We start from the raw sequence: 21,258 nt of genomic DNA, 5'->3' as shown, positions 1-21,258 counted from the left end.
CTCGGGAGGGGCTTTCCCGTTTCAGCGTCCTGCTGAAATCGGTGGCTTACCTTCATTGCCGTGCCGCCACTTTACCGCACTCCGGCGCGCTAACGATTTTCACCGATGAGAGTTGCGTAGCGCCTCGCAAAGCGGGTCGCCATTCAGAATAATCCCGACCGTGTTCCATAATTCCTCCATTTTTCTCCCTTCCCTGCTGACTACAATAGAGGGAGCAACATTCCGCAAAACGTTTCAGGATGAGAAACTTATACCGATGAAAGGCAGTAATACTTTCCGCTGGGCAATAGCGATTGGGGTTGTAGTGGCCGCCGCCGCATTCTGGTTCTGGCATAGCCGTAGCGAAAGCCCGACCGCCGCGCCGGGCGTCGCCGCGCAAGCACCGCATACCGCCGCCGCAGGTCGCCGCGGTATGCGCGACGGCCCTCTGGCGCCGGTACAGGCCGCGACCGCGACCACGCAGGCCGTACCGCGCTATCTGAGCGGGCTGGGTACCGTGACCGCAGCGAATACCGTTACGGTACGTAGCCGCGTGGATGGGCAACTCATCGCCCTGCACTTTCAGGAAGGTCAGCAGGTCAACGCAGGCGATCTGCTGGCGCAAATCGATCCCAGCCAGTTTAAGGTCGCCCTGGCGCAGGCTCAGGGACAGTTGGCAAAAGATAACGCTACGCTGGCGAATGCACGTCGTGATCTGGCGCGCTATCAGCAACTGGCAAAAACCAATCTGGTTTCCCGTCAGGAACTGGATGCGCAACAGGCGCTGGTCAACGAAACCCAGGGAACCATTAAAGCGGATGAAGCCAATGTCGCCAGCGCGCAGTTACAGCTCGACTGGAGTCGTATCACGGCCCCGGTCTCGGGACGCGTGGGTCTGAAACAGGTGGATGTCGGCAACCAGATTTCCAGCAGCGATACCGCCGGTATTGTCGTCATTACGCAAACGCACCCGATTGATCTCATTTTTACTCTGCCGGAAAGCGATATCGCGACCGTGGTTCAGGCACAGAAAGCGGGGAAAGCGCTGGTCGTAGAAGCCTGGGATCGGACTAACTCGCACAAATTGAGCGAAGGTGTGTTGCTCAGTCTGGACAACCAGATTGATCCCACGACGGGAACGATCAAAATTAAAGCACGCTTTACCAATCAGGACGATACGCTGTTCCCCAATCAATTTGTGAACGCCCGGATGCTGGTCGATACCGAACAAAATGCCGTTGTGGTGCCTGCCGCGGCGGTGCAAATGGGCAATGAGGGCCACTTTGTGTGGGTGCTGAACGACGAAAATAACGTCAGCAAGAAGCGGGTAAAAATCGGTATTCAGGATAACCGAAACGTGGTGATCAGCGCTGGCTTGTCGGCAGGCGATCGCGTCGTTACCGATGGTATTGATCGACTGACGGAAGGCGCAAAAGTCGAGGTCGTTGAGCCGCAAACCACCGTGGCGGATGAAAAATCCCCTTCCCGCCATGAAGGTCAAAAAGGAGCGCGCGCCTGATGCAGGTATTACCTCCGGGCAGCACGGGCGGCCCTTCGCGTCTGTTTATTCTGCGCCCCGTGGCCACCACTCTGCTGATGGCGGCGATTTTACTCGCCGGGATTATCGGCTATCGCTTCCTGCCCGTCGCCGCTTTGCCGGAGGTCGACTACCCCACTATTCAGGTTGTTACGCTCTACCCTGGCGCCAGCCCGGATGTCATGACCTCCGCCGTCACCGCGCCGCTTGAGCGCCAGTTCGGCCAGATGTCAGGACTGAAGCAGATGTCGTCGCAAAGCTCCGGCGGCGCATCGGTGGTAACGCTACAGTTTCAGTTGACGCTGCCGCTGGACGTTGCCGAGCAGGAAGTACAGGCGGCGATTAACGCAGCCACCAATTTATTGCCTTCCGACCTGCCGAATCCGCCGATTTACAGCAAAGTCAATCCGGCGGACCCGCCGATTATGACGCTTGCCGTCACCTCAAACGCGATGCCGATGACCCAGGTAGAGGACATGGTAGAAACCCGCGTGGCGCAGAAGATCTCGCAGGTCTCCGGCGTCGGGCTGGTGACGCTTGCCGGCGGGCAGCGCCCTGCGGTACGCGTAAAACTGAATGCTCAGGCTGTCGCCGCGCTCGGTCTGACCAGCGAAACGGTTCGTACCGCAATTACCGGCGCCAACGTCAACTCGGCGAAAGGCAGTCTGGATGGCCCCGAACGGGCGGTGACGCTTTCTGCTAACGATCAGATGCAGTCTGCCGACGAATACCGCAGGCTTATCATCGCGTATCAAAACGGCGCGCCGGTACGGTTGGGCGATGTCGCCACCGTCGAACAGGGGGCGGAAAATAGCTGGCTCGGCGCATGGGCGAATCAAGCGCCGGCTATCGTGATGAACGTTCAACGCCAGCCCGGCGCCAATATCATTGCGACAGCGGACAGCATTCGCCAGATGCTGCCCCAGCTTACCGAGAGCCTGCCGAAATCGGTGAAGGTCACGGTCCTGTCCGATCGCACCACCAATATTCGCGCTTCCGTGCGCGATACCCAGTTTGAACTGATGCTGGCGATCGCGCTGGTCGTCATGATTATCTATCTGTTTTTACGTAATATTCCCGCCACAATTATTCCCGGCGTCGCCGTACCGCTGTCGCTTATCGGCACCTTTGCGGTGATGGTATTTTTGGATTTTTCCATTAATAACCTGACGCTGATGGCGCTCACTATCGCCACGGGTTTCGTGGTGGACGATGCGATTGTGGTGATCGAGAACATCTCGCGCTACATCGAAAAAGGAGAAAAACCGCTGGCGGCGGCGCTCAAAGGCGCGGGCGAAATCGGCTTTACCATTATTTCCCTCACCTTTTCACTGATTGCAGTGCTGATCCCGTTGCTCTTTATGGGCGATATTGTTGGTCGACTGTTCCGCGAATTTGCGGTGACGTTGGCGGTAGCGATTTTAATCTCCGCCGTCGTCTCTTTGACGCTCACGCCCATGATGTGCGCGCGTATGCTCAGCCAGCAGTCTCTGCGTAAACAAAACCGCTTTTCCCGCGCCTGCGAGCGGATGTTTGACCGCGTGATCGCCAGCTACGGACGTGGATTAGCGAAAGTGCTCAACCATCCGTGGCTTACATTGAGCGTGGCATTCGCCACGCTCCTGCTCAGCGTTATGCTGTGGATAGTCATCCCGAAAGGATTCTTTCCGGTACAGGATAACGGCATTATCCAGGGGACGCTGCAGGCACCGCAATCGTCATCGTATGCCAGTATGGCGCAACGTCAGCGTCAGGTGGCGGAGCGGATATTACAGGACCCGGCGGTACAAAGCCTGACGACTTTTGTTGGCGTAGACGGCGCTAACCCCACGCTGAATAGCGCGCGCCTGCAAATTAACCTCAAGCCGCTGGATGCGCGCGATGACCGCGTGCAGCAAGTGATCTCCCGGCTGCAAACCGCCGTGGCGACGATTCCCGGCGTGGCGCTGTATCTCCAGCCGACGCAGGATTTAACCATCGACACGCAGGTCAGCCGCACGCAGTATCAGTTTACCCTGCAGGCCACGACGCTCGATGCGCTCAGCCACTGGGTGCCAAAACTGCAGAACGCGCTACAGTCATTACCACAGCTCTCTGAGGTAAGCAGCGACTGGCAAGATCGGGGATTAGCGGCCAGGGTGAATGTCGACCGCGACAGCGCCAGCCGTCTGGGTATCAGCATGGCGGATGTGGATAACGCGCTCTACAACGCGTTCGGACAACGCCTGATTTCAACGATTTATACCCAGGCGAACCAGTACCGCGTCGTGCTGGAACATAATACCGCCAGCACGCCGGGCCTGGCGGCGCTGGAGACGATTCGCCTGACGAGCCGCGACGGCGGCACCGTACCGCTCAGCGCGATTGCCCGCATTGAGCAGCGCTTCGCTCCGCTCTCCATCAATCATTTAGATCAGTTCCCGGTCACGACATTTTCGTTTAACGTGCCGGAGGGCTATTCGCTCGGCGATGCGGTGCAGGCGATTCTCGATACGGAAAAAACGCTCGCCCTGCCAGCGGATATTACAACGCAGTTTCAGGGCAGTACGCTCGCCTTCCAGGCGGCGCTGGGCAGCACCGTCTGGCTTATTGTCGCCGCCGTGGTGGCGATGTATATCGTGCTCGGCGTGCTGTATGAGAGTTTTATCCATCCGATCACGATTCTCTCAACGCTGCCTACGGCGGGCGTCGGCGCGCTGCTGGCGCTGATCATCGCCGGTAGCGAGCTCGATATTATCGCCATTATCGGCATTATTTTGCTGATCGGCATCGTGAAGAAAAACGCCATCATGATGATTGACTTCGCCCTCGCCGCTGAACGCGAACAGGGGATGAGTCCGCGCGACGCTATCTTCCAGGCCTGTCTGCTGCGTTTTCGACCGATTCTGATGACCACGCTGGCGGCGTTGCTCGGGGCATTGCCATTAATGTTGAGTACCGGCGTTGGCGCGGAATTACGTCGCCCGTTGGGGATCGCGATGGTAGGCGGCTTACTGGTCAGCCAGGTATTAACTCTGTTTACCACACCGGTGATTTATCTCCTGTTTGACCGCCTGTCGCTGTACGTGAAAAGTCGCTTTCCGCGCCATAAAGAGGAGGCGTAGATGCGCTTTTTCGCCCTTTTCATCTACCGCCCGGTCGCCACCATTTTGATTGCCGCCGCCATTACGCTGTGCGGCATTCTGGGCTTTCGTCTGCTGCCGGTCGCCCCGCTGCCGCAGGTCGATTTCCCGGTGATTATGGTTAGCGCCTCGCTGCCGGGCGCCTCGCCGGAAACCATGGCTTCGTCAGTGGCGACGCCGTTGGAACGCTCTTTGGGACGCATTGCAGGCGTCAATGAAATGACTTCCAGCAGCTCGCTCGGCAGTACGCGCATTATTCTCGAATTTAATTTCGATCGTGATATTAACGGTGCGGCGCGCGACGTGCAGGCCGCCATTAACGCCGCGCAAAGCTTGTTGCCAGGCGGAATGCCCAGCCGCCCGACTTATCGCAAGGCCAACCCGTCCGACGCGCCGATTATGATTTTAACGCTCACCTCGGAGAGCTGGTCACAGGGCAAACTGTATGATTTCGCCTCTACCCAACTGGCGCAAACCATCGCGCAAATTGACGGCGTCGGCGACGTTGACGTCGGCGGCAGCTCCCTGCCCGCAGTACGTGTAGGCTTAAACCCGCAGGCGCTCTTTAACCAGGGCGTCTCGCTGGATGAGGTCCGCGAAGCGATCGACAGCGCCAACGTACGCCGACCGCAAGGCGCAATTGAAGATAGCGTGCACCGCTGGCAAATCCAGACCAACGACGAACTGAAAACCGCCGCCGAATACCAGCCGCTGATTATTCACTATAACAACGGCGCGGCGGTACGCCTGGGCGACGTCGCCAGCGTCACCGACTCGGTGCAGGATGTCCGTAACGCCGGGATGACGAACGCTAAACCCGCTATTTTGTTGATGATCCGCAAGCTGCCGGAGGCCAACATTATTCAGACGGTCGACGGCATCCGGGCAAAACTGCCGGAACTGCGGGCAATGATCCCCGCCGCTATCGATTTACAAATCGCCCAGGATCGTTCGCCGACGATTCGCGCGTCGCTGCAAGAGGTAGAAGAGACGCTGGCTATCTCTGTCGCGCTGGTGATCCTGGTGGTGTTTTTATTCCTGCGTTCCGGGCGCGCCACGCTAATCCCCGCCGTCGCCGTTCCCGTTTCGCTCATCGGCACCTTCGCCGCCATGTATCTGTGCGGCTTCAGCCTCAACAATCTGTCGCTGATGGCGCTGACTATCGCAACCGGATTTGTCGTTGATGATGCCATTGTGGTGCTGGAAAATATCGCCCGCCATCTGGAGGCGGGAATGAAACCTTTGCAGGCGGCATTACAGGGTACGCGGGAAGTCGGGTTTACGGTCATCTCCATGAGTCTGTCGCTGGTGGCGGTATTTCTGCCGCTGCTGTTAATGGGCGGCCTGCCAGGGCGATTATTACGGGAATTCGCCGTTACCCTCTCGGTGGCGATTGGCATTTCGCTGGTGGTCTCGCTCACACTGACGCCGATGATGTGCGGCTGGATGCTTAAATCAAGCAAACCGCGCACCCAACCGCGTAAACGGGGCGTTGGCCGTTTGCTGGTCGCCTTGCAACAGGGTTACGGCACGTCATTAAAATGGGTGCTTAACCATACGCGTCTTGTCGGTGTGGTTTTTCTTGGCACCGTTGCGCTGAACATCTGGCTTTATATCGCCATTCCTAAAACATTCTTTCCGGAGCAGGACACCGGCGTGTTGATGGGCGGTATTCAGGCTGACCAGAGCATCTCTTTCCAGGCCATGCGCGGCAAGCTGCAGGATTTTATGAAAATTATTCGCGACGATCCGGCGGTGAATAATGTCACTGGTTTTACCGGCGGCTCGCGGGTGAATAGCGGCATGATGTTTATTACGCTGAAGCCGCGCGGCGAACGCAAAGAGACGGCGCAGCAAATCATTGATCGACTGCGGGTCAAACTGGCAAAAGAACCCGGCGCCAGGCTGTTTCTGATGGCGGTACAGGATATTCGCGTCGGCGGGCGGCAGGCTAACGCCAGTTACCAATATACGTTGCTGTCTGACTCTCTGGCGGCGCTGCGCGAGTGGGAGCCGAAAATACGCAAAGCGCTCTCGGCCCTGCCGCAACTGGCGGACGTAAACTCCGACCAGCAGGATAACGGCGCGGAGATGAACCTTATCTACGACCGCGACACCATGTCACGGCTGGGTATTGATGTTCAGGCCGCAAACAGTCTGTTAAATAATGCTTTCGGCCAGCGGCAAATTTCCACCATTTATCAGCCGATGAACCAGTATAAAGTGGTGATGGAAGTCGATCCGCGCTATAGCCAGGATATCAGCGCGCTGGAGAAAATGTTTGTTATCAACCGCGACGGAAAAGCGATCCCCCTCTCTTATTTCGCCCAATGGCGGCCCGCCAATGCGCCGCTGTCGGTGAACCATCAGGGACTTTCCGCGGCGTCCACGATTGCCTTTAACCTGCCGACCGGCACATCGTTATCGCAGGCGACGGAGGCCATTAATCGCACCATGACGCAGCTTGGCGTCCCCCCGACGGTACGCGGCAGTTTTTCCGGAACGGCGCAAGTCTTCCAGCAGACCATGAATTCGCAGCTTATTTTGATAGTGGCGGCGATCGCTACCGTCTACATTGTGCTGGGGATACTGTACGAAAGCTACGTCCATCCGCTGACCATTCTCTCTACTCTGCCATCGGCGGGCGTTGGGGCGCTTCTGGCGCTGGAGCTCTTCAATGCCCCTTTCAGCCTAATCGCCCTGATAGGGATCATGCTATTAATTGGCATTGTGAAGAAAAACGCCATTATGATGGTCGATTTTGCGCTTGAAGCGCAACGAAGCGGCGGCCTGACGCCGGAACAAGCCATTTTCCAGGCCTGCTTGTTACGCTTCCGTCCAATAATGATGACCACGCTGGCGGCGCTGTTCGGCGCACTGCCATTGGTGTTATCTGGCGGAGACGGTTCGGAATTACGACAGCCGTTGGGGATAACCATTGTCGGCGGTTTGGTCATGAGCCAGCTTCTGACGCTCTATACCACGCCAGTGGTGTACCTCTTTTTCGACCGTCTGCGGCTGCGTTTTTCGCGTAAAAATAGCAAACCGGTAGTAGAGATATGACAGAACTTCCTGACAACACCCGCTGGCAACTCTGGATTGTGGCATTCGGCTTTTTTATGCAGTCGCTGGATACCACCATCGTCAACACTGCGCTGCCCTCCATGGCGAAAAGCCTGGGGGAAAGCCCGCTGCATATGCACATGGTAGTGGTGTCATATGTTCTTACCGTCGCCGTGATGCTCCCCGCCAGCGGCTGGCTGGCAGACAAAATCGGCGTGCGTAATATTTTCTTTGCCGCCATTGTGCTGTTCACTCTGGGTTCGCTGTTTTGCGCCCTCTCCGGCACGCTTAATCAACTGGTATTAGCGCGGGTTTTACAAGGCGTAGGCGGCGCGATGATGGTGCCGGTCGGACGCCTGACGGTCATGAAAATCGTGCCGCGCGCGCAATATATGGCGGCAATGACCTTCGTCACCCTACCGGGACAGATCGGGCCGTTACTCGGCCCCGCGCTGGGCGGGGTGCTGGTGGAATATGCTTCATGGCACTGGATATTTCTGATCAATATCCCGGTGGGAATTGTCGGCGCTATGGCGACCTTTATGCTGATGCCAAACTACACCATAGAGACCCGGCGCTTTGATCTGCCGGGGTTCCTGCTGTTAGCTATCGGCATGGCGGTACTCACGCTGGCGCTGGACGGTAGTAAAAGCATGGGGATTTCGCCCTGGACATTAGCCGGACTTGCTGCGGGCGGCGCGGCAGCCATTCTGCTCTATCTCCTCCATGCCAAAAAAAACTCAGGCGCGTTATTCAGCCTGCGATTGTTCCGCACGCCCACGTTTTCACTGGGGTTGCTGGGCAGTTTTGCCGGGCGTATCGGCAGCGGTATGCTGCCGTTTATGACGCCGGTCTTTTTGCAAATTGGTCTTGGTTTTTCACCGTTTCATGCCGGTTTGATGATGATCCCCATGGTGCTGGGCAGCATGGGAATGAAGCGGATTGTGGTGCAGATAGTTAACCGTTTTGGCTATCGTCGGGTTCTGGTGGCGACCACGCTCGGACTGGCATTGGTTAGCCTGTTGTTTATGTCGGTCGCGCTGCTCGGCTGGTATTATCTCCTGCCGCTGGTACTGCTTTTGCAGGGAATGGTGAACTCGGCGCGCTTTTCTTCCATGAACACCTTAACGCTAAAAGACCTTCCCGATACGCTGGCCAGCAGCGGCAATAGCTTATTATCGATGATTATGCAGCTCTCGATGAGTATCGGCGTCACTATTGCCGGAATGCTGCTGGGTATGTTTGGCCAACAGCATATCGGGATAGACAGTAGCGCCACACATCACGTCTTTATGTACACCTGGTTATGTATGGCGGTTATTATCGCGCTACCGGCGATAATTTTTGCCCGCGTGCCGAACGATACACAGCAAAACATGGTCATTTCACGGCGTAAAAGGAGCCTGTAATGAAAGTCTGGCGGCCCGGAATCACCGGCAAGCTGTTTCTGGCGATCTTCGCCACCTGCATCGTGCTGCTGATCAGTATGCATTGGGCCGTGCGCGTCAGTTTTGAACGCGGATTTATTGACTATATCAAACACGGCAACGAGCAGCGGCTACAAATGCTGGGCGATGCGCTGGGCGACCAGTACCAGCAACACGGCAACTGGCGTTTTTTACGCAACAACGATCGCTTCGTTTTCCAGATTCTGCGTTCATTTGAGCATGACAACGACCGGGATAAACCCGGCCCCGGTATGCCGCCGCACGGTTGGCGCACCCAATTCTGGGTCGTCGATCAAAATGGCCGGGTGCTGGTCGGCCCACGCGGTCCGGTGCCGCATGACGGTACTCGCCGCCCCATTCTGGTCAATGGCGCCGAAGTCGGCGCGATTATCGCCTCTCCTGTCGAGCGGCTGACGCGCAATACGGATATTAATTTTGATATGCAGCAGCGGCGCGCCAGCTGGATGATCGTGGCGTTATCAACGTTGCTGGCCGCGCTGGCAACATTTTTGCTGGCGCGTGGCCTGCTCGCCCCGGTCAAACGGTTGGTCGAGGGTACGCACAGGCTGGCGGCGGGGGATTTTACCACGCGCGTGACCCCAACCAGCGCCGATGAGCTGGGAAAACTGGCGCAGGATTTTAACCAGCTTGCCAGCACGCTGGAAAAAAACCAGCAGATGCGCCGCGACTTTATGGCGGATATTTCCCACGAACTGCGCACGCCGCTGGCGGTATTGCGCGGCGAACTGGAAGCCATTCAGGATGGCGTTCGCCAGTTCACGCCAGAATCGGTTACCTCGCTACAGGCGGAAGTCGGTACGCTTACCAAACTGGTTGACGACCTGCATCAGCTGTCGTTGTCTGACGAGGGCGCGCTGGCTTACCAAAAAACGACCGTCGATCTTGTTCCCCTGTTGGAAGTCGCTGGCGGCGCGTTCAGAGAGCGCTTTACCAGCCGGGGGCTAACGCTACATTACGCGCTGCCGGATAGCATGACCGTCTTCGGCGACCCGGATCGCCTGATGCAACTGTTTAATAATCTGCTGGAAAACAGTCTGCGCTACACCGACAGCGGCGGCGGCCTGCATATTTCCGCCGAACAACGCGACAAATCATTATTCCTGACCTTTGCCGATTCTGCACCGGGCGTCAGCGATGAACAGTTACAAAAGCTTTTTGACCGTTTTTACCGCACGGAAGTGTCCCGTAACCGCGCCAGCGGCGGTTCTGGACTGGGGCTGGCGATATGCGTCAATATTGTACACGCGCATAACGGTCATCTTCACGCCGCTCATTCGCCTTTTGGCGGGGTTAGCATTACAGTAGAGTTACCGCTGGATCGCGATTTACAGAGAGAAGTATGACTGAATTACCCATTGATGAAAACACGCCGCGCATTTTGATTGTTGAAGATGAACCCAAGCTGGGACAGCTGCTTATTGACTACTTACGCGCGGCGAGTTACGCCCCCACGCTCATCAATCATGGCGACAAGGTACTGCCGTATGTGCGTCAAACGCCGCCGGATCTGATCCTGCTGGATCTGATGCTGCCGGGTACCGATGGTCTGACGCTATGCCGGGAGATTCGCCGTTTTTCCGACATCCCCATTGTGATGGTCACGGCCAAAATCGAAGAGATCGACCGGCTGCTTGGGCTGGAAATCGGCGCCGATGATTATATCTGTAAGCCTTACAGCCCGCGCGAAGTCGTGGCCCGCGTGAAAACCATTTTGCGCCGCTGTAAACCGCAGCGCGAACTCCAGCAGCAGGATACCGAAAGCCCGTTAATGATTGATGAAAGCCGTTTTCAGGCCTCCTGGTGTGGTAAAGCGCTGGATTTAACCCCCGCTGAATTCCGTCTGCTAAAAACCTTATCGCTTGAACCGGGTAAAGTTTTTTCCCGCGAGCAGTTGTTAAACCACCTCTACGACGACTATCGTGTGGTGACCGATCGTACTATCGACAGCCACATTAAAAACCTGCGCCGCAAGCTGGAATCGCTGGATGCCGAACAGTCATTTATCCGCGCGGTCTACGGGGTGGGATATCGCTGGGAAGCGGATGCGTGTCGCCTGGTATAATGATTATTGGCATAACAATAACAAGGTCGTAAGACGATATTTTCCGCCAACGCTATTCTGGCGGAATTAACACACTGCCCTCTTTCCTTTGGCCAAGCGGTATCCCGAAAACCACGACGAACGCGATCGGGGACAATAAATTATTTGGCCGCTCTTTTTAGTTTACCGATATACTGTGAGTAGTTTTTTAAACTTATTGCGCATTAATTCATTAAGTGAATCTAAAAATACATAAACATAATACCAGCTTAATTATACATGGATTTTTATGACAGAAACGTCATCTCACCGCTATAAACCACGCAATATAATAAATGCGCCAAATGTAAAATCGTCTATTTTTTCCCGGAGCCAACAACGCGGCGACAGCGAAAATATCCAGCGCTGGTTAAGCAACCATTTTTATCGTTGGATCATTGGTGACTTTCCTCACGTTTATCCTGTGCGCTCCGTCGCCGATTATGCCGTTTATTTTAGCGCTGATGCAGAAATCCCCGCCTGGCTGGTGCCAAAGCTGGGTGGCGATGAGCGCTTTTACTACCTTAACGTTCAGCACCCGCAACTTGTGGCAATGGAAAGAGATTTAGTGGAATTTCTTTCGCGTCAGGAAGGAACGCGGCTGGAAACTAAACTACAGCGTATCAACTGCTTTACCGTGCTGGCAATGCGCGAAGCGGAGCATCAAAAAATGCAGCGCCTGCGTGAACAAGGTTGGTATCCCTCCAACAGCGAGGCGCTAAAACCGGTGATGGCGGTGAATAACGGTATACTGGTTGAGCTTGATGCAACAGACCCCGGCCTGCGCAGTGAGATGGCGTATGAATCCTGGCATATGCAACACTGCGTCGGAGATTTTGATAATAAAGGCGCGCTTTCCGGCGGCTACGGCGATTACTACGCCCGGCAAATTGAACAACAGAAACTTCGCCTGTTCAGCCTGCGCGACGGCAATAATATTCCCCACGTCACAATAAGCCTGGTGGTTGGTAATAACGGCCTGAGCATTGATCAGATTAAAGGTAAGCAAAATCGCCATCCTATTAAGAAATATGCTAACGATGTTTTATCTCTGTTACGCCATCTGCAACCACTTCCTGAACGCCACGCTGATTGCGAAGGGATGGGAATAGTTTATGAATCGACGCCGGAATATTCAGGTTGGAAATTTATTACTCATATTCATGACCTCAATTTTCTGCTCAATGTGCTGCATGACAATTTTCATTTAATGGAACACTTCCCCACTCCCCCGGTAGCTTTACAGTGGCTGCTGCTGCACAGCGCCCCGGAGGCACTGCGCTACCTTCAGGTTGTTGATCCTAACGTGGCGACGGCTGCGGAAATGCTGTTTCCACGACATGAATGGCACCCTACGCTTGCCGGGAAAAACACCAGTAGCGAACCTTTCGAAATTGAAAGCCTGACGCTACAAACCACGCGTTACCTCCCTGCCATCAAGGAGGTGCAATAATGTTCTGGATTGTTCTTATTATTGCCGCCCTATTTTTTAGCTGGCGCAACTACAAAAAAAACAAACCGCTGATTGCGGCCCGTATCGCCGAGGAGAAAGAAAAAGATCGTCTGAAGGATCTGCGTCGCGATACCCGACGGCGGCAATGGGCGCTGGCGCTAGCTGATATCCTCGCCCGGCGCAACGGGCTACCGATCAAAGGCGTTGAACTGGTCTTCAAACTTGACGATGACAAACGCCGCTATCTGGCGCAGCAGGTAAAAAAAGAGCTGGGCTTGAGCGAAAACCTCGACGGCGCGGCGTTACGCCACAAGGTTGAGGATATCTTACGCCGCTGGCCTACGGGCATCGGCAGCTCGCCGCGCACGTTTTATCATCATCTGGCGGCCCAGGGCCAGGTCCGCGACGCGCTGGCCTTCGACTGTATGCGCACCGCCTTTCTGACCCGCTGTATCGCCGGGCTCGACTGGTGCGACGTACATCAGGCCTGGCTGGTGTTATTACTTAACGCCCAGCGTGCTCAGGACTGTTTTGATTCCTGGGAGGATTACGCCACCGCCTACGTTCGCGCCCGCCGGGTATGGCTCACGCTACGTGACACGCCAACAGCGCTTGCCGGACGGGATTTACAGGAAGCCACCCATTATTTGCAAGACCCGGTCAGCCGCTGGCGACAACTGCCGTGGAATGAATTCAAAATTTTCGAGCCGATTTAAAGGACGCTTTATGGAACAGGATGATCGTCTGCTCAACGCTATGTTTGAGATGTGCAACCACAAAAATCCCCTCAATGACGGGCAACGAGAGTGGCATATTTCCGATATTCCCGGCCTGCTGCGCGAAGAACGCTATGACGAACTGGACGAACGCTACAACCAGGCGCTGACGGAGAGCTTTACCAGCCGCGAAGCGGAAAAGCGCTATTTCTTCGCCTGGAATCAAATGGACAACCCTTTTTACGATATGGACACGCTGGTTGAGGCTGGGCCGCAAGGATTAGCGCTGATCAAAAACTGGCAGCGCGCTCGTCCCCGCTCCACTCACGCCTGGCTTGCCGAGGCGCAATACTGGAATCACCGTGCGTGGCTTTACCGCAGCTATGGCTGGGCGAGAGAAACCACCCGAGCGATGTGGATCTGCGCCGCCGCCTGCAACGAACGGATGGTCATCGCCGCGCTCAATGCTATCGACTGTGAACCGCGCCAGTGGATGGCGGCGGCCCTGACCAGCACCAACTCAAAAGTCTTCGGCCAGCCCGACTGGCTGGTTGAGTTCCTCGTGGGCGCGGATGTTGCCGGGCAGCCATTAATGGAAGATCTGGCTGAATATCATCGCCATTCACCGCAGGAGGTGGACGCGCTGATGGCCCATTCCGGGCTGTCGTTTGCCGACGCGGTTTGCCCAAATCTGCCACGCCCGTCCGTGCTGCCGGAGTGCAATGACGATGCCGGGCAAAAATACTGGCTCGCCGTCTGCCTGGCTATTTTCCCGACGGCATTTTACGTGCTGGATGAATATATCCCGTTTCGTATGCCACGCTGGAGAGGGTCTCACGAGGAGATCCGCGAATTTCTGGAATCAAGCGTATGCGATCACCTTTCTGCCGCAGAACGTGAACATCTGGAGCTATTGATCTGGTGGGACGATCACCGCGATCTGCGCATCAAAGAGGTTGACTCCCCGGCAGAACAGGAACGTATTATCGCCAAAGCCGAAGAGATTAGCCTGCGAGCGCATATTCAGGAATCTCGCCACAACGCGCTGGAGTGGCTGCGGGTCTGCTATAGCGATCTGGACGATAATGACGCGCTCTGGCGAACCCTTCAGCGTTCGCTCGTGGAAAAAGTTAAGCTCAACAACTATTTCTCTGATGACACGATAAAGTTCGCCCCGCGCGATTTTTCTGACACCTGGTGGATGTATAACTTTCTCTGTCAGAATGCGCAGCAAACGGAATTCGCAGTGCCGAAAATCCGCCGTGGCTACTTTCAGTACGCCGGGTTATTGGGTTTCGAAAAGGATGAGGCGCAAGGCCTCGCCTGGCTCGATAGCGTCGCCGACATTCAATATAACCATAGCTGGCGGGCGGCGATTAAAAATTTCAACTGGTTCGGGCTCCCGGAACATTTCGTGCCGCTGGCAGAGCTGGGCGCACAAAGAAATATACCCGCCGCGCTAAACCTGCTGGGCCTTGAACACAATAATAAAGAGAACAACGGCCTACTACCTTACGATCCTGCCATCGCGTTAGGGTATTTTCAGCGCGCGGCGGAGATTTTGCACCGGCAGTTAGCGCTGCGCGAGAGCACCCCGTACAAATTAATAGATAACGGAGGCTATACCGACTATGAAAATGACCTGCAAAATATTCATTTCAGCATCGGCGTCTGCAACCAGCGTCTGAGTAAACAAGAACCTGATACCGAAAAACGTTCCGCTTATGAAAAAGAACTACTCGATAATCTCTGGCTGACGCATCAGTTCGGGCATAAAGAGGCCTGGGGCTTGTTCCTGCTGAATATTTTTGAAGTGAAGGATATTACGCTGGCGCATAAGCATCTGGAACTGGTGCAACAAGAGGCCAACAAAGGCACGCTACATGCTATGGTGACCCTATCGCGCCTGCACGGTAATAAACACGATCGAACGCTGTTTAATATGAAGCTAAGCGCACGCTGGGCGCATTTTGCCTTCACGCTTTACCCGGATAATGAAATCGTTATGGACTGCCTGGACCACCTGCATTTCGATTCTTTCTGGAAACGCTTTCGTTTCGCCTGGTATACCGTCCGCATCCCGAATTCAGAGCTGCCGGGACAGGTCAACTCAATGGTGTAAGGTGGTTTACTCCCCTCTCCCACGGCGCTACAATGCCCGCCCTTAAAGTGAGGACTCTCCTCAAGCCGCCTCATCAGGTGAGGCGGATCTGACCTGTCATCAGAACGAGAAAATGATGTTTAAACCAGAACTTCTTTCGCCGGCGGGAACGCTGAAAAATATGCGTTACGCTTTCGCTTACGGTGCCGATGCCGTCTATGCGGGCCAACCGCGCTACTCTTTACGCGTGCGTAATAACGAATTCAATCACGAAAATTTGCAGCTTGGCATCAACGAAGCCCACGCGCTCGGAAAAAAATTCTACGTGGTGGTGAACATCGCCCCGCATAACGCCAAGCTCAAAACCTTTATCCGTGACCTGAAACCCGTCGTCGAGATGGGCCCGGATGCGCTGATCATGTCCGATCCAGGGTTGATTATGCTGGTACGCGAGCACTTCCCGGCAATGCCAATTCACCTGTCGGTACAGGCTAATGCCGTAAACTGGGCGACGGTAAAATTCTGGCAGCAGATGGGGCTGACCCGTGTGATTCTCTCCCGCGAGCTGTCGCTGGAAGAGATTGAGGAAATTCGCCAGCAGGTGCCGGATATGGAAATAGAAATTTTCGTCCACGGCGCGCTATGCATGGCCTATTCCGGCCGCTGCCTGCTTTCCGGCTACATCAATAAACGCGATCCGAACCAGGGCACCTGCACCAATGCCTGCCGTTGGGAATATAACGTGCAGGAAGGAAAAGAAGACGTTGTCGGCAACATCGTGCATAAGCACGAACCGATTCCGGTACAGAACGTTGAGCCGACGCTCGGTATCGGCGCGCCGACGGATAAAGTGTTTATGATAGAAGAGGCCCAAAGACCGGGCGAATACATGACCGCGTTCGAAGACGAGCATGGCACCTATATCATGAACTCAAAAGATTTGCGCGCTATCGCCCACGTGGAGCGCCTGACGAAAATGGGCGTCCACTCGCTGAAAATCGAAGGCCGCACCAAATCCTTTTATTACTGCGCCCGTACCGCGCAGGTCTACCGTAAGGCCATCGACGACGCCGCCGCGGGTAAACCCTTCGACCCTACGCTGCTGGAAACGTTGGAAGGTCTGGCTCATCGCGGCTATACCGAAGGTTTCCTGCGTCGCCATACGCACGACGATTACCAGAATTACGAGTACGGGTACTCCGTTTCCGAACGCCAGCAATTTGTCGGCGAGTTCACCGGCGAGCGTAAAGGCCAACTGGCGGCCGTGGCGGTGAAAAATAAATTCTCCGTTGGCGATAGTCTGGAGCTGATGACACCGCAGGGAAATATCAATTTCACCCTGGAACAGATGGAGAACGCCAAAGGCGACGCTATGCCGGTGGCACCTGGCGATGGCTATACCGTCTGGATGCCCGTCCCGCAGGACGTTACGCTGGATTACGCACTATTGATGCGTAATTTCTCAGGCGAATCAACGCGTAACCCCCATGCTAAGTAGTTAATTGCGGTTATTTTTTCATGGCGGGAAGATTCTTAGAAATTGATCACATACCGCTTCGCTCAATGCGGGTATTATTCAACGCGCTGAAAAACATAACCCATAAATGCTAGCTGTACCAGGAACCACCTCCTTGGCCTGCGTAATCTCCCTTACGCAGGCTTATTTTTTGCGTATAATCCATAAAAAAGTAGTACTTCCCGCCATATCCAAAAATTGACCACACTAACCAAAGCGCAAATGGGCGCTTAGGTTTAGAGACCTCCCCTATTCATGACCAGCCAGCAAGTCACAATCCTCCCCGCATCCGGTCAGACTCAGGACTTAGCATTCTGACGTTTACGTTTAAAATCAGGGAATTAAATCAATAACTGCTTTGTGAGCACTTACACAAAAAATTTCCAGGTTATTAAATTAAGGTTAAAAACTGATAATTTAAGCGTGTAAAAATATGGCACGTTTTAATGCCGCTTTTACAAGGATTAAAATAATGTTTTCCCGGATTAGAGGTTTGATTTCATGTCAAAGTAATACTCAAACCATCGCACCTACGCTCAGTCCACCTTCGTCAGGCCATGTAAGTTTTGCTGGGGTTGATTATCCTCTATTACCACCAGATCACCAAACGCCCTTCCCACCGTCACGTATAATCGGTATCCAAAGTTATTCCTTTATCCTGTAAAATGTGATACAGATTCTCCATTGATCTAATAACCACCTCAATTTCACATTCAAGTTTCTCTACAGAACTTTCATTGAGTGAGAAGTTGAGAGCCAGTAATAATGATTGTGAGTTATTATCATAACACAAATGTGGTCCATTATTCTCTGCAAACCATAAATTAGCATTGAGAAATTCAAAAGCAAGATTATTATTATCCGGAGGTCTTCCGCAAAAACCGTATATCATTATATACTCGCTGTTAGTGCTTGTTAGTAAGATACGGTAACGGTTATCTATAATAAATGAGCATAATCTGTTTTCGTCAAAGACAATTGAATCGGCATTTAATTTTAGTGAAAACTGTCTTAATAAGCGATCGGCTCTTGAATACATAACACCCCATACTCTATTTAAAGAGTTTCTATATAAGTCATAAGCCTCTTGTCTTGACGCGCAACACCCCGTGTCATCGTCAGAATTCGTCTTTTCCCTATGACTTGCTGTGTTTGCTCATTTATGGCCAGGCTGGCCGGGTTCTGATGCCATTTGCGCTAAGGTATAGTCCGGCGCATATTCCCATCATACCAATTCCCCCCATGCCAAACGATGCGCCTAAAACCGTCAGGGCGGTAGTATATGCAGCACCACTACTGACACTGGCGACAGCCCCTGAGCATACCCCACTGAAAATACCTGTAAACAATGCCGTGGTTCCCACGCATATTAAACATCTGGGTTTATTGCCGTAAGCGTTAAACTCAACGATTTCAGCTGCCGGACTTTCTTCATTACACCGTTCAGAAGGGGGGAGCAATGGCGTTTGCGCATTCACGCCTGAAGTGACATTCATATAAACCTCTTCATGCACATGCCTGTTTATGTTTATGAGAAAAGCGATACCTCAGGCAACGGTACGACTATAAGACACCGTGCTAAGTCATCATCTAAATAGGATTTATTTGATAACAAGAATAGTGTACTGCTAATAGTGCGCCTTGTTCCTGCCAAAGCAGTCTAAAGAACATTTCGATTTTATGCTATTAAAAAGTATGTTTGGTAATAAATATCAGGTTATTATCTGATATTGTGGTATTTGAAATTAATACTGATAACTGACGTATGTTCGTCTTGTTAATTCTCCGTTTCGTTATCAAAGGCGCTATATCGGAAAGCGTCTGACTCCCCCTTGTGATTTCCCTGCACTCTCACAAGCGCTACTCAATGCGCATACCGGCATCTCTCTTGTCGCCATTTGCCTTAAACCATGCTTCGCTTACCGCTGCGTACAGCAGAAAGAAAAACGGTAAAGCAATAAGTGCGCAACATTTCAATTTTCATCCTGTTCTGACCTCGCTTTTTCATTTCTGCTATACACTTTCTGGAGATTGTTGTTCAACCTATTAAGGCATAACGGATGGCTAACTTTCCCGCCAGCTTACTGATCCTCAATGGCAAAAGCGCTGATAACCAGCCGCTACGTGAGGCCATTACTCTACTTCGCGACGAAGGCATACAGATTCACGTTCGGGTAACCTGGGAAAAAGGCGACGCGCAACGTTACGTTGATGAAGCCCGTAGACTGGGCGTTGAAACGGTGATTGCTGGCGGCGGAGACGGTACCATTAATGAAGTGTCTACCGCGCTCATCCAGATCCGCGACGGCGTAGCCCCTGCACTGGGCCTTTTGCCGCTCGGCACTGCCAACGATTTTGCCACCAGCGCCGGTATTCCTGAAGCGCTGGACAAAGCGCTGAAACTGGCGATTGCCGGAAACGCGATGGAAATTGATATGGCCAGGGTCAATGATAAAACCTGTTTTATCAATATGGCGACGGGCGGTTTTGGCACCCGCATTACCACCGAAACGCCGGAAAAACTTAAAGCCGCGTTGGGCGGCGTCTCCTATCTTATTCACGGTCTGATGAGAATGGATACGCTGACCCCTGACCGCTGCGAAATACGTGGCGAAAACTTTCACTGGCAGGGAGATGCGCTGGTGATCGGCATCGGCAACGGTCGTCAGGCCGGCGGCGGGCAGCAATTATGTCCCACCGCGCTGATTAACGACGGACTGTTACAGCTACGGATTTTTACCGGCGAAGAGCTGCTGCCGGCGCTGTTTTCCACGCTCACGCAGTCAGATGACAATCCGAATATTATTGACGGCGCCTCGGCGTGGTTTGATATTCATGCGCCGCATGAAATCACGTTTAATCTGGATGGCGAACCACTCAGCGGGCAAGAATTTCATATTGAGGTGCTGCCTGGCGCATTACGCTGTCGGCTACCGCCAGACTGCCCGTTGCTACGTTAATAACACCTGTCGCTGGCCGGATGCGTTCACATCCGGCTTTTCTTCGTTAAACTCAGGCGATGGTGACTTTGCTATCCAGATAGACATCCTGTACGGCGTTAATCAACTTCACGCCATCAGCCATCGATTTCTTAAAGGCTTTACGTCCCAGAATTAGCCCCATTCCACCGGCTCGTTTGTTGATCACCGCGGTACGAACCGCGTCGCCGAGATCAGTGTCGCCGCCGTCCGCGCCGCCGGAGTTGATAAGCCCGGCGCGTCCCATATAGCAGTTCGCCAACTGGTAACGTACCAAATCAATCGGGTTATCGCTGGTCAGTTTGCTGTACACGCGATCGTCGGTATAGCCGAAGTTGACCGCTTTATAACCGCCATTATTCTCGGCCATTTTCTGTTTCACAATATCCGCGCCAATCGTAGCGGCCAGATGGTTGGCTTGCCCCGTCAGGTCAGCGGATACATGGTAATCGACGCCGTCTTTTTTAAAGGAAGAATTACGCAGGTAAGCCCACAATACGGTCACCATACCCAGCTCATGCGCACGCTCAAAAGCGGCGGAGATCTCTTCAATCTGGCGACGAGACTGTTCCGAACCGAAATAGATCGTCGCGCCTACCGCCACGGCGCCCATATTGAACGCCTGCTCAACGCTGGCGTACAGGGTCTGATCGTACTCTGTCGGATAGCTCAATGTTTCGTTGTGATTCAGTTTGACCAAAAACGGAATACGGTGCGCATAACGCCGTGAAACCGAGGCCAGTACGCCGTAGGTAGAGGCCACGCAGTTACAGCCGGCCTCAATCGCCAATTCAACAATGTTTTTTGGGTCAAAGTAGCGCGGGTTGGCCGCAAAAGAAGCGCCGGCGGAGTGCTCCACCCCCTGATCGACGGGCAGTATCGAAAGGTATCCTGTTCCCGCCAGGCGACCAGTATTATAGAGCGTCTGCATATTACGCAGAACGGCTGGTGGACGATTATTGTCAATCATCACCCGGTCAACGTAATCCTTGCCGGGTAGATAAAGCTGATCGGACGGAATGGTCATACAACGATGCTGTAAAAGGCTGTCGGCGTCTTTGCCAAGCAACTGCGCAATATCAGTCATAGCTATGCTCCCGTAAGTTCCGATAGGGTATCGGAAGGTGAATAGTCCTGTCCCGCAGATTGCGGGTCGCAATAAGCCTGGTACTGACCGACCATTTTTGCCAACTTTAGCGCATTTTTTCGGCGCTATCTGCTGACTCGATTCACGTCCGAAAAAG

14 protein-coding genes and 1 pseudogene are annotated in these 21,258 nt (G+C 53.9%); 12 read left to right on the top strand and 3 right to left on the bottom strand.

What is annotated here, in order from left to right:
• The first annotated feature begins 256 nt into the window (after positions 1-256).
• The 11 genes and pseudogenes from mdtA to ACLD3P_RS07840 all read left to right on the top strand — a co-directional run.
• The gene (gene mdtA, locus ACLD3P_RS07890; RefSeq protein WP_000678813.1) at positions 257-1,498 is read left to right on the top strand and encodes a multidrug efflux RND transporter subunit MdtA; all 1,242 of its coding nucleotides are present in this window, start codon (positions 257-259) and stop codon (positions 1,496-1,498) included.
• Complete coding sequence (mdtB, locus tag ACLD3P_RS07885) at positions 1,498-4,620, top strand: multidrug efflux RND transporter permease subunit MdtB (protein WP_115285857.1); 3,123 nt, start codon at positions 1,498-1,500, stop codon at positions 4,618-4,620. The genes mdtA and mdtB overlap by 1 nt, the downstream gene beginning before the upstream one ends.
• On the top strand, positions 4,621-7,701 hold the full coding sequence (mdtC, locus tag ACLD3P_RS07880) for a multidrug efflux RND transporter permease subunit MdtC (protein ID WP_001210075.1): 3,081 nt from the start codon (positions 4,621-4,623) through the stop codon (positions 7,699-7,701). It begins immediately after the preceding gene.
• Positions 7,698-9,110, top strand: a complete 1,413-nt coding sequence (locus ACLD3P_RS07875; RefSeq protein ID WP_000137821.1) for an MFS transporter — start codon at positions 7,698-7,700, stop codon at positions 9,108-9,110. Before mdtC ends, ACLD3P_RS07875 begins: the two co-directional genes overlap by 4 nt.
• Positions 9,110-10,513, top strand: a complete 1,404-nt coding sequence (gene baeS, locus ACLD3P_RS07870) for a two-component system sensor histidine kinase BaeS (RefSeq protein ID WP_000870073.1) — start codon at positions 9,110-9,112, stop codon at positions 10,511-10,513. The genes ACLD3P_RS07875 and baeS overlap by 1 nt, the downstream gene beginning before the upstream one ends.
• Entirely contained in the window at positions 10,510-11,232 is a 723-nt protein-coding gene (gene baeR, locus ACLD3P_RS07865; RefSeq protein WP_115285856.1) for a two-component system response regulator BaeR, read from the top strand. The genes baeS and baeR overlap by 4 nt, the downstream gene beginning before the upstream one ends.
• A gap of 268 nt (positions 11,233-11,500) precedes the next feature.
• On the top strand, positions 11,501-12,703 hold the full coding sequence (locus ACLD3P_RS07860; protein ID WP_145962633.1) for a cytoplasmic protein: 1,203 nt from the start codon (positions 11,501-11,503) through the stop codon (positions 12,701-12,703).
• Positions 12,703-13,419, top strand: a complete 717-nt coding sequence (locus ACLD3P_RS07855) for a DUF1266 domain-containing protein (protein ID WP_131046438.1) — start codon at positions 12,703-12,705, stop codon at positions 13,417-13,419. The genes ACLD3P_RS07860 and ACLD3P_RS07855 overlap by 1 nt, the downstream gene beginning before the upstream one ends.
• 10 nt (positions 13,420-13,429) lie before the next feature.
• Positions 13,430-15,541 carry a DUF4034 domain-containing protein gene (locus ACLD3P_RS07850; protein WP_131046439.1) on the top strand — a complete coding sequence of 704 codons (2,112 nt, stop codon included), beginning with the start codon at positions 13,430-13,432 and terminating at the stop codon, positions 15,539-15,541.
• A 115-nt stretch (positions 15,542-15,656) separates the two neighbouring features.
• Complete coding sequence (gene yegQ, locus ACLD3P_RS07845; protein WP_001517981.1) at positions 15,657-17,018, top strand: tRNA 5-hydroxyuridine modification protein YegQ; 1,362 nt, start codon at positions 15,657-15,659, stop codon at positions 17,016-17,018.
• Between the two features lie 451 nt (positions 17,019-17,469).
• Positions 17,470-17,649 (top strand): annotated as a pseudogene (locus ACLD3P_RS07840) (non-LEE encoded effector protein NleB); the annotation flags it as partial.
• A gap of 9 nt (positions 17,650-17,658) precedes the next feature.
• On the opposite strand, the gene ACLD3P_RS07835 reads toward ACLD3P_RS07840, so the two are convergent.
• A complete protein-coding gene (locus ACLD3P_RS07835; RefSeq protein WP_001677052.1) occupies positions 17,659-18,075 on the bottom strand; it encodes a CesT family type III secretion system chaperone in 417 nt (138 codons plus the stop codon).
• A 121-nt stretch (positions 18,076-18,196) separates the two neighbouring features.
• Positions 18,197-18,532: a type III secretion system effector SteD gene (steD, locus tag ACLD3P_RS07830; protein ID WP_131046440.1), complete on the bottom strand. Its 336-nt coding sequence runs from the start codon at positions 18,530-18,532 to the stop codon at positions 18,197-18,199.
• 564 nt (positions 18,533-19,096) lie between these two features.
• On the opposite strand from steD, the gene yegS reads away from it, so the two are divergent.
• Positions 19,097-19,996 (top strand): lipid kinase YegS, encoded by a 900-nt coding sequence (yegS, locus tag ACLD3P_RS07825; RefSeq protein ID WP_001273393.1) that lies wholly within the window; start codon positions 19,097-19,099, stop codon positions 19,994-19,996.
• Between the two features lie 52 nt (positions 19,997-20,048).
• Here the strand turns inward: yegS and fbaB are convergent, their stop codons facing one another.
• Complete coding sequence (gene fbaB, locus ACLD3P_RS07820; protein ID WP_000129590.1) at positions 20,049-21,101, bottom strand: class I fructose-bisphosphate aldolase; 1,053 nt, start codon at positions 21,099-21,101, stop codon at positions 20,049-20,051.
• Positions 21,102-21,258 lie beyond the last annotated feature (157 nt).

It is taken from the genome of Salmonella sp. 741265073_HBA (genome assembly GCF_046569105.1).
Taxonomy (GTDB): Bacteria; Pseudomonadota; Gammaproteobacteria; order Enterobacterales; family Enterobacteriaceae; genus Salmonella; species Salmonella enterica.
The sequence above is the reverse complement of the archived record's forward strand: the minus strand, read 5'-3'. Positions and strand labels throughout refer to the sequence as shown.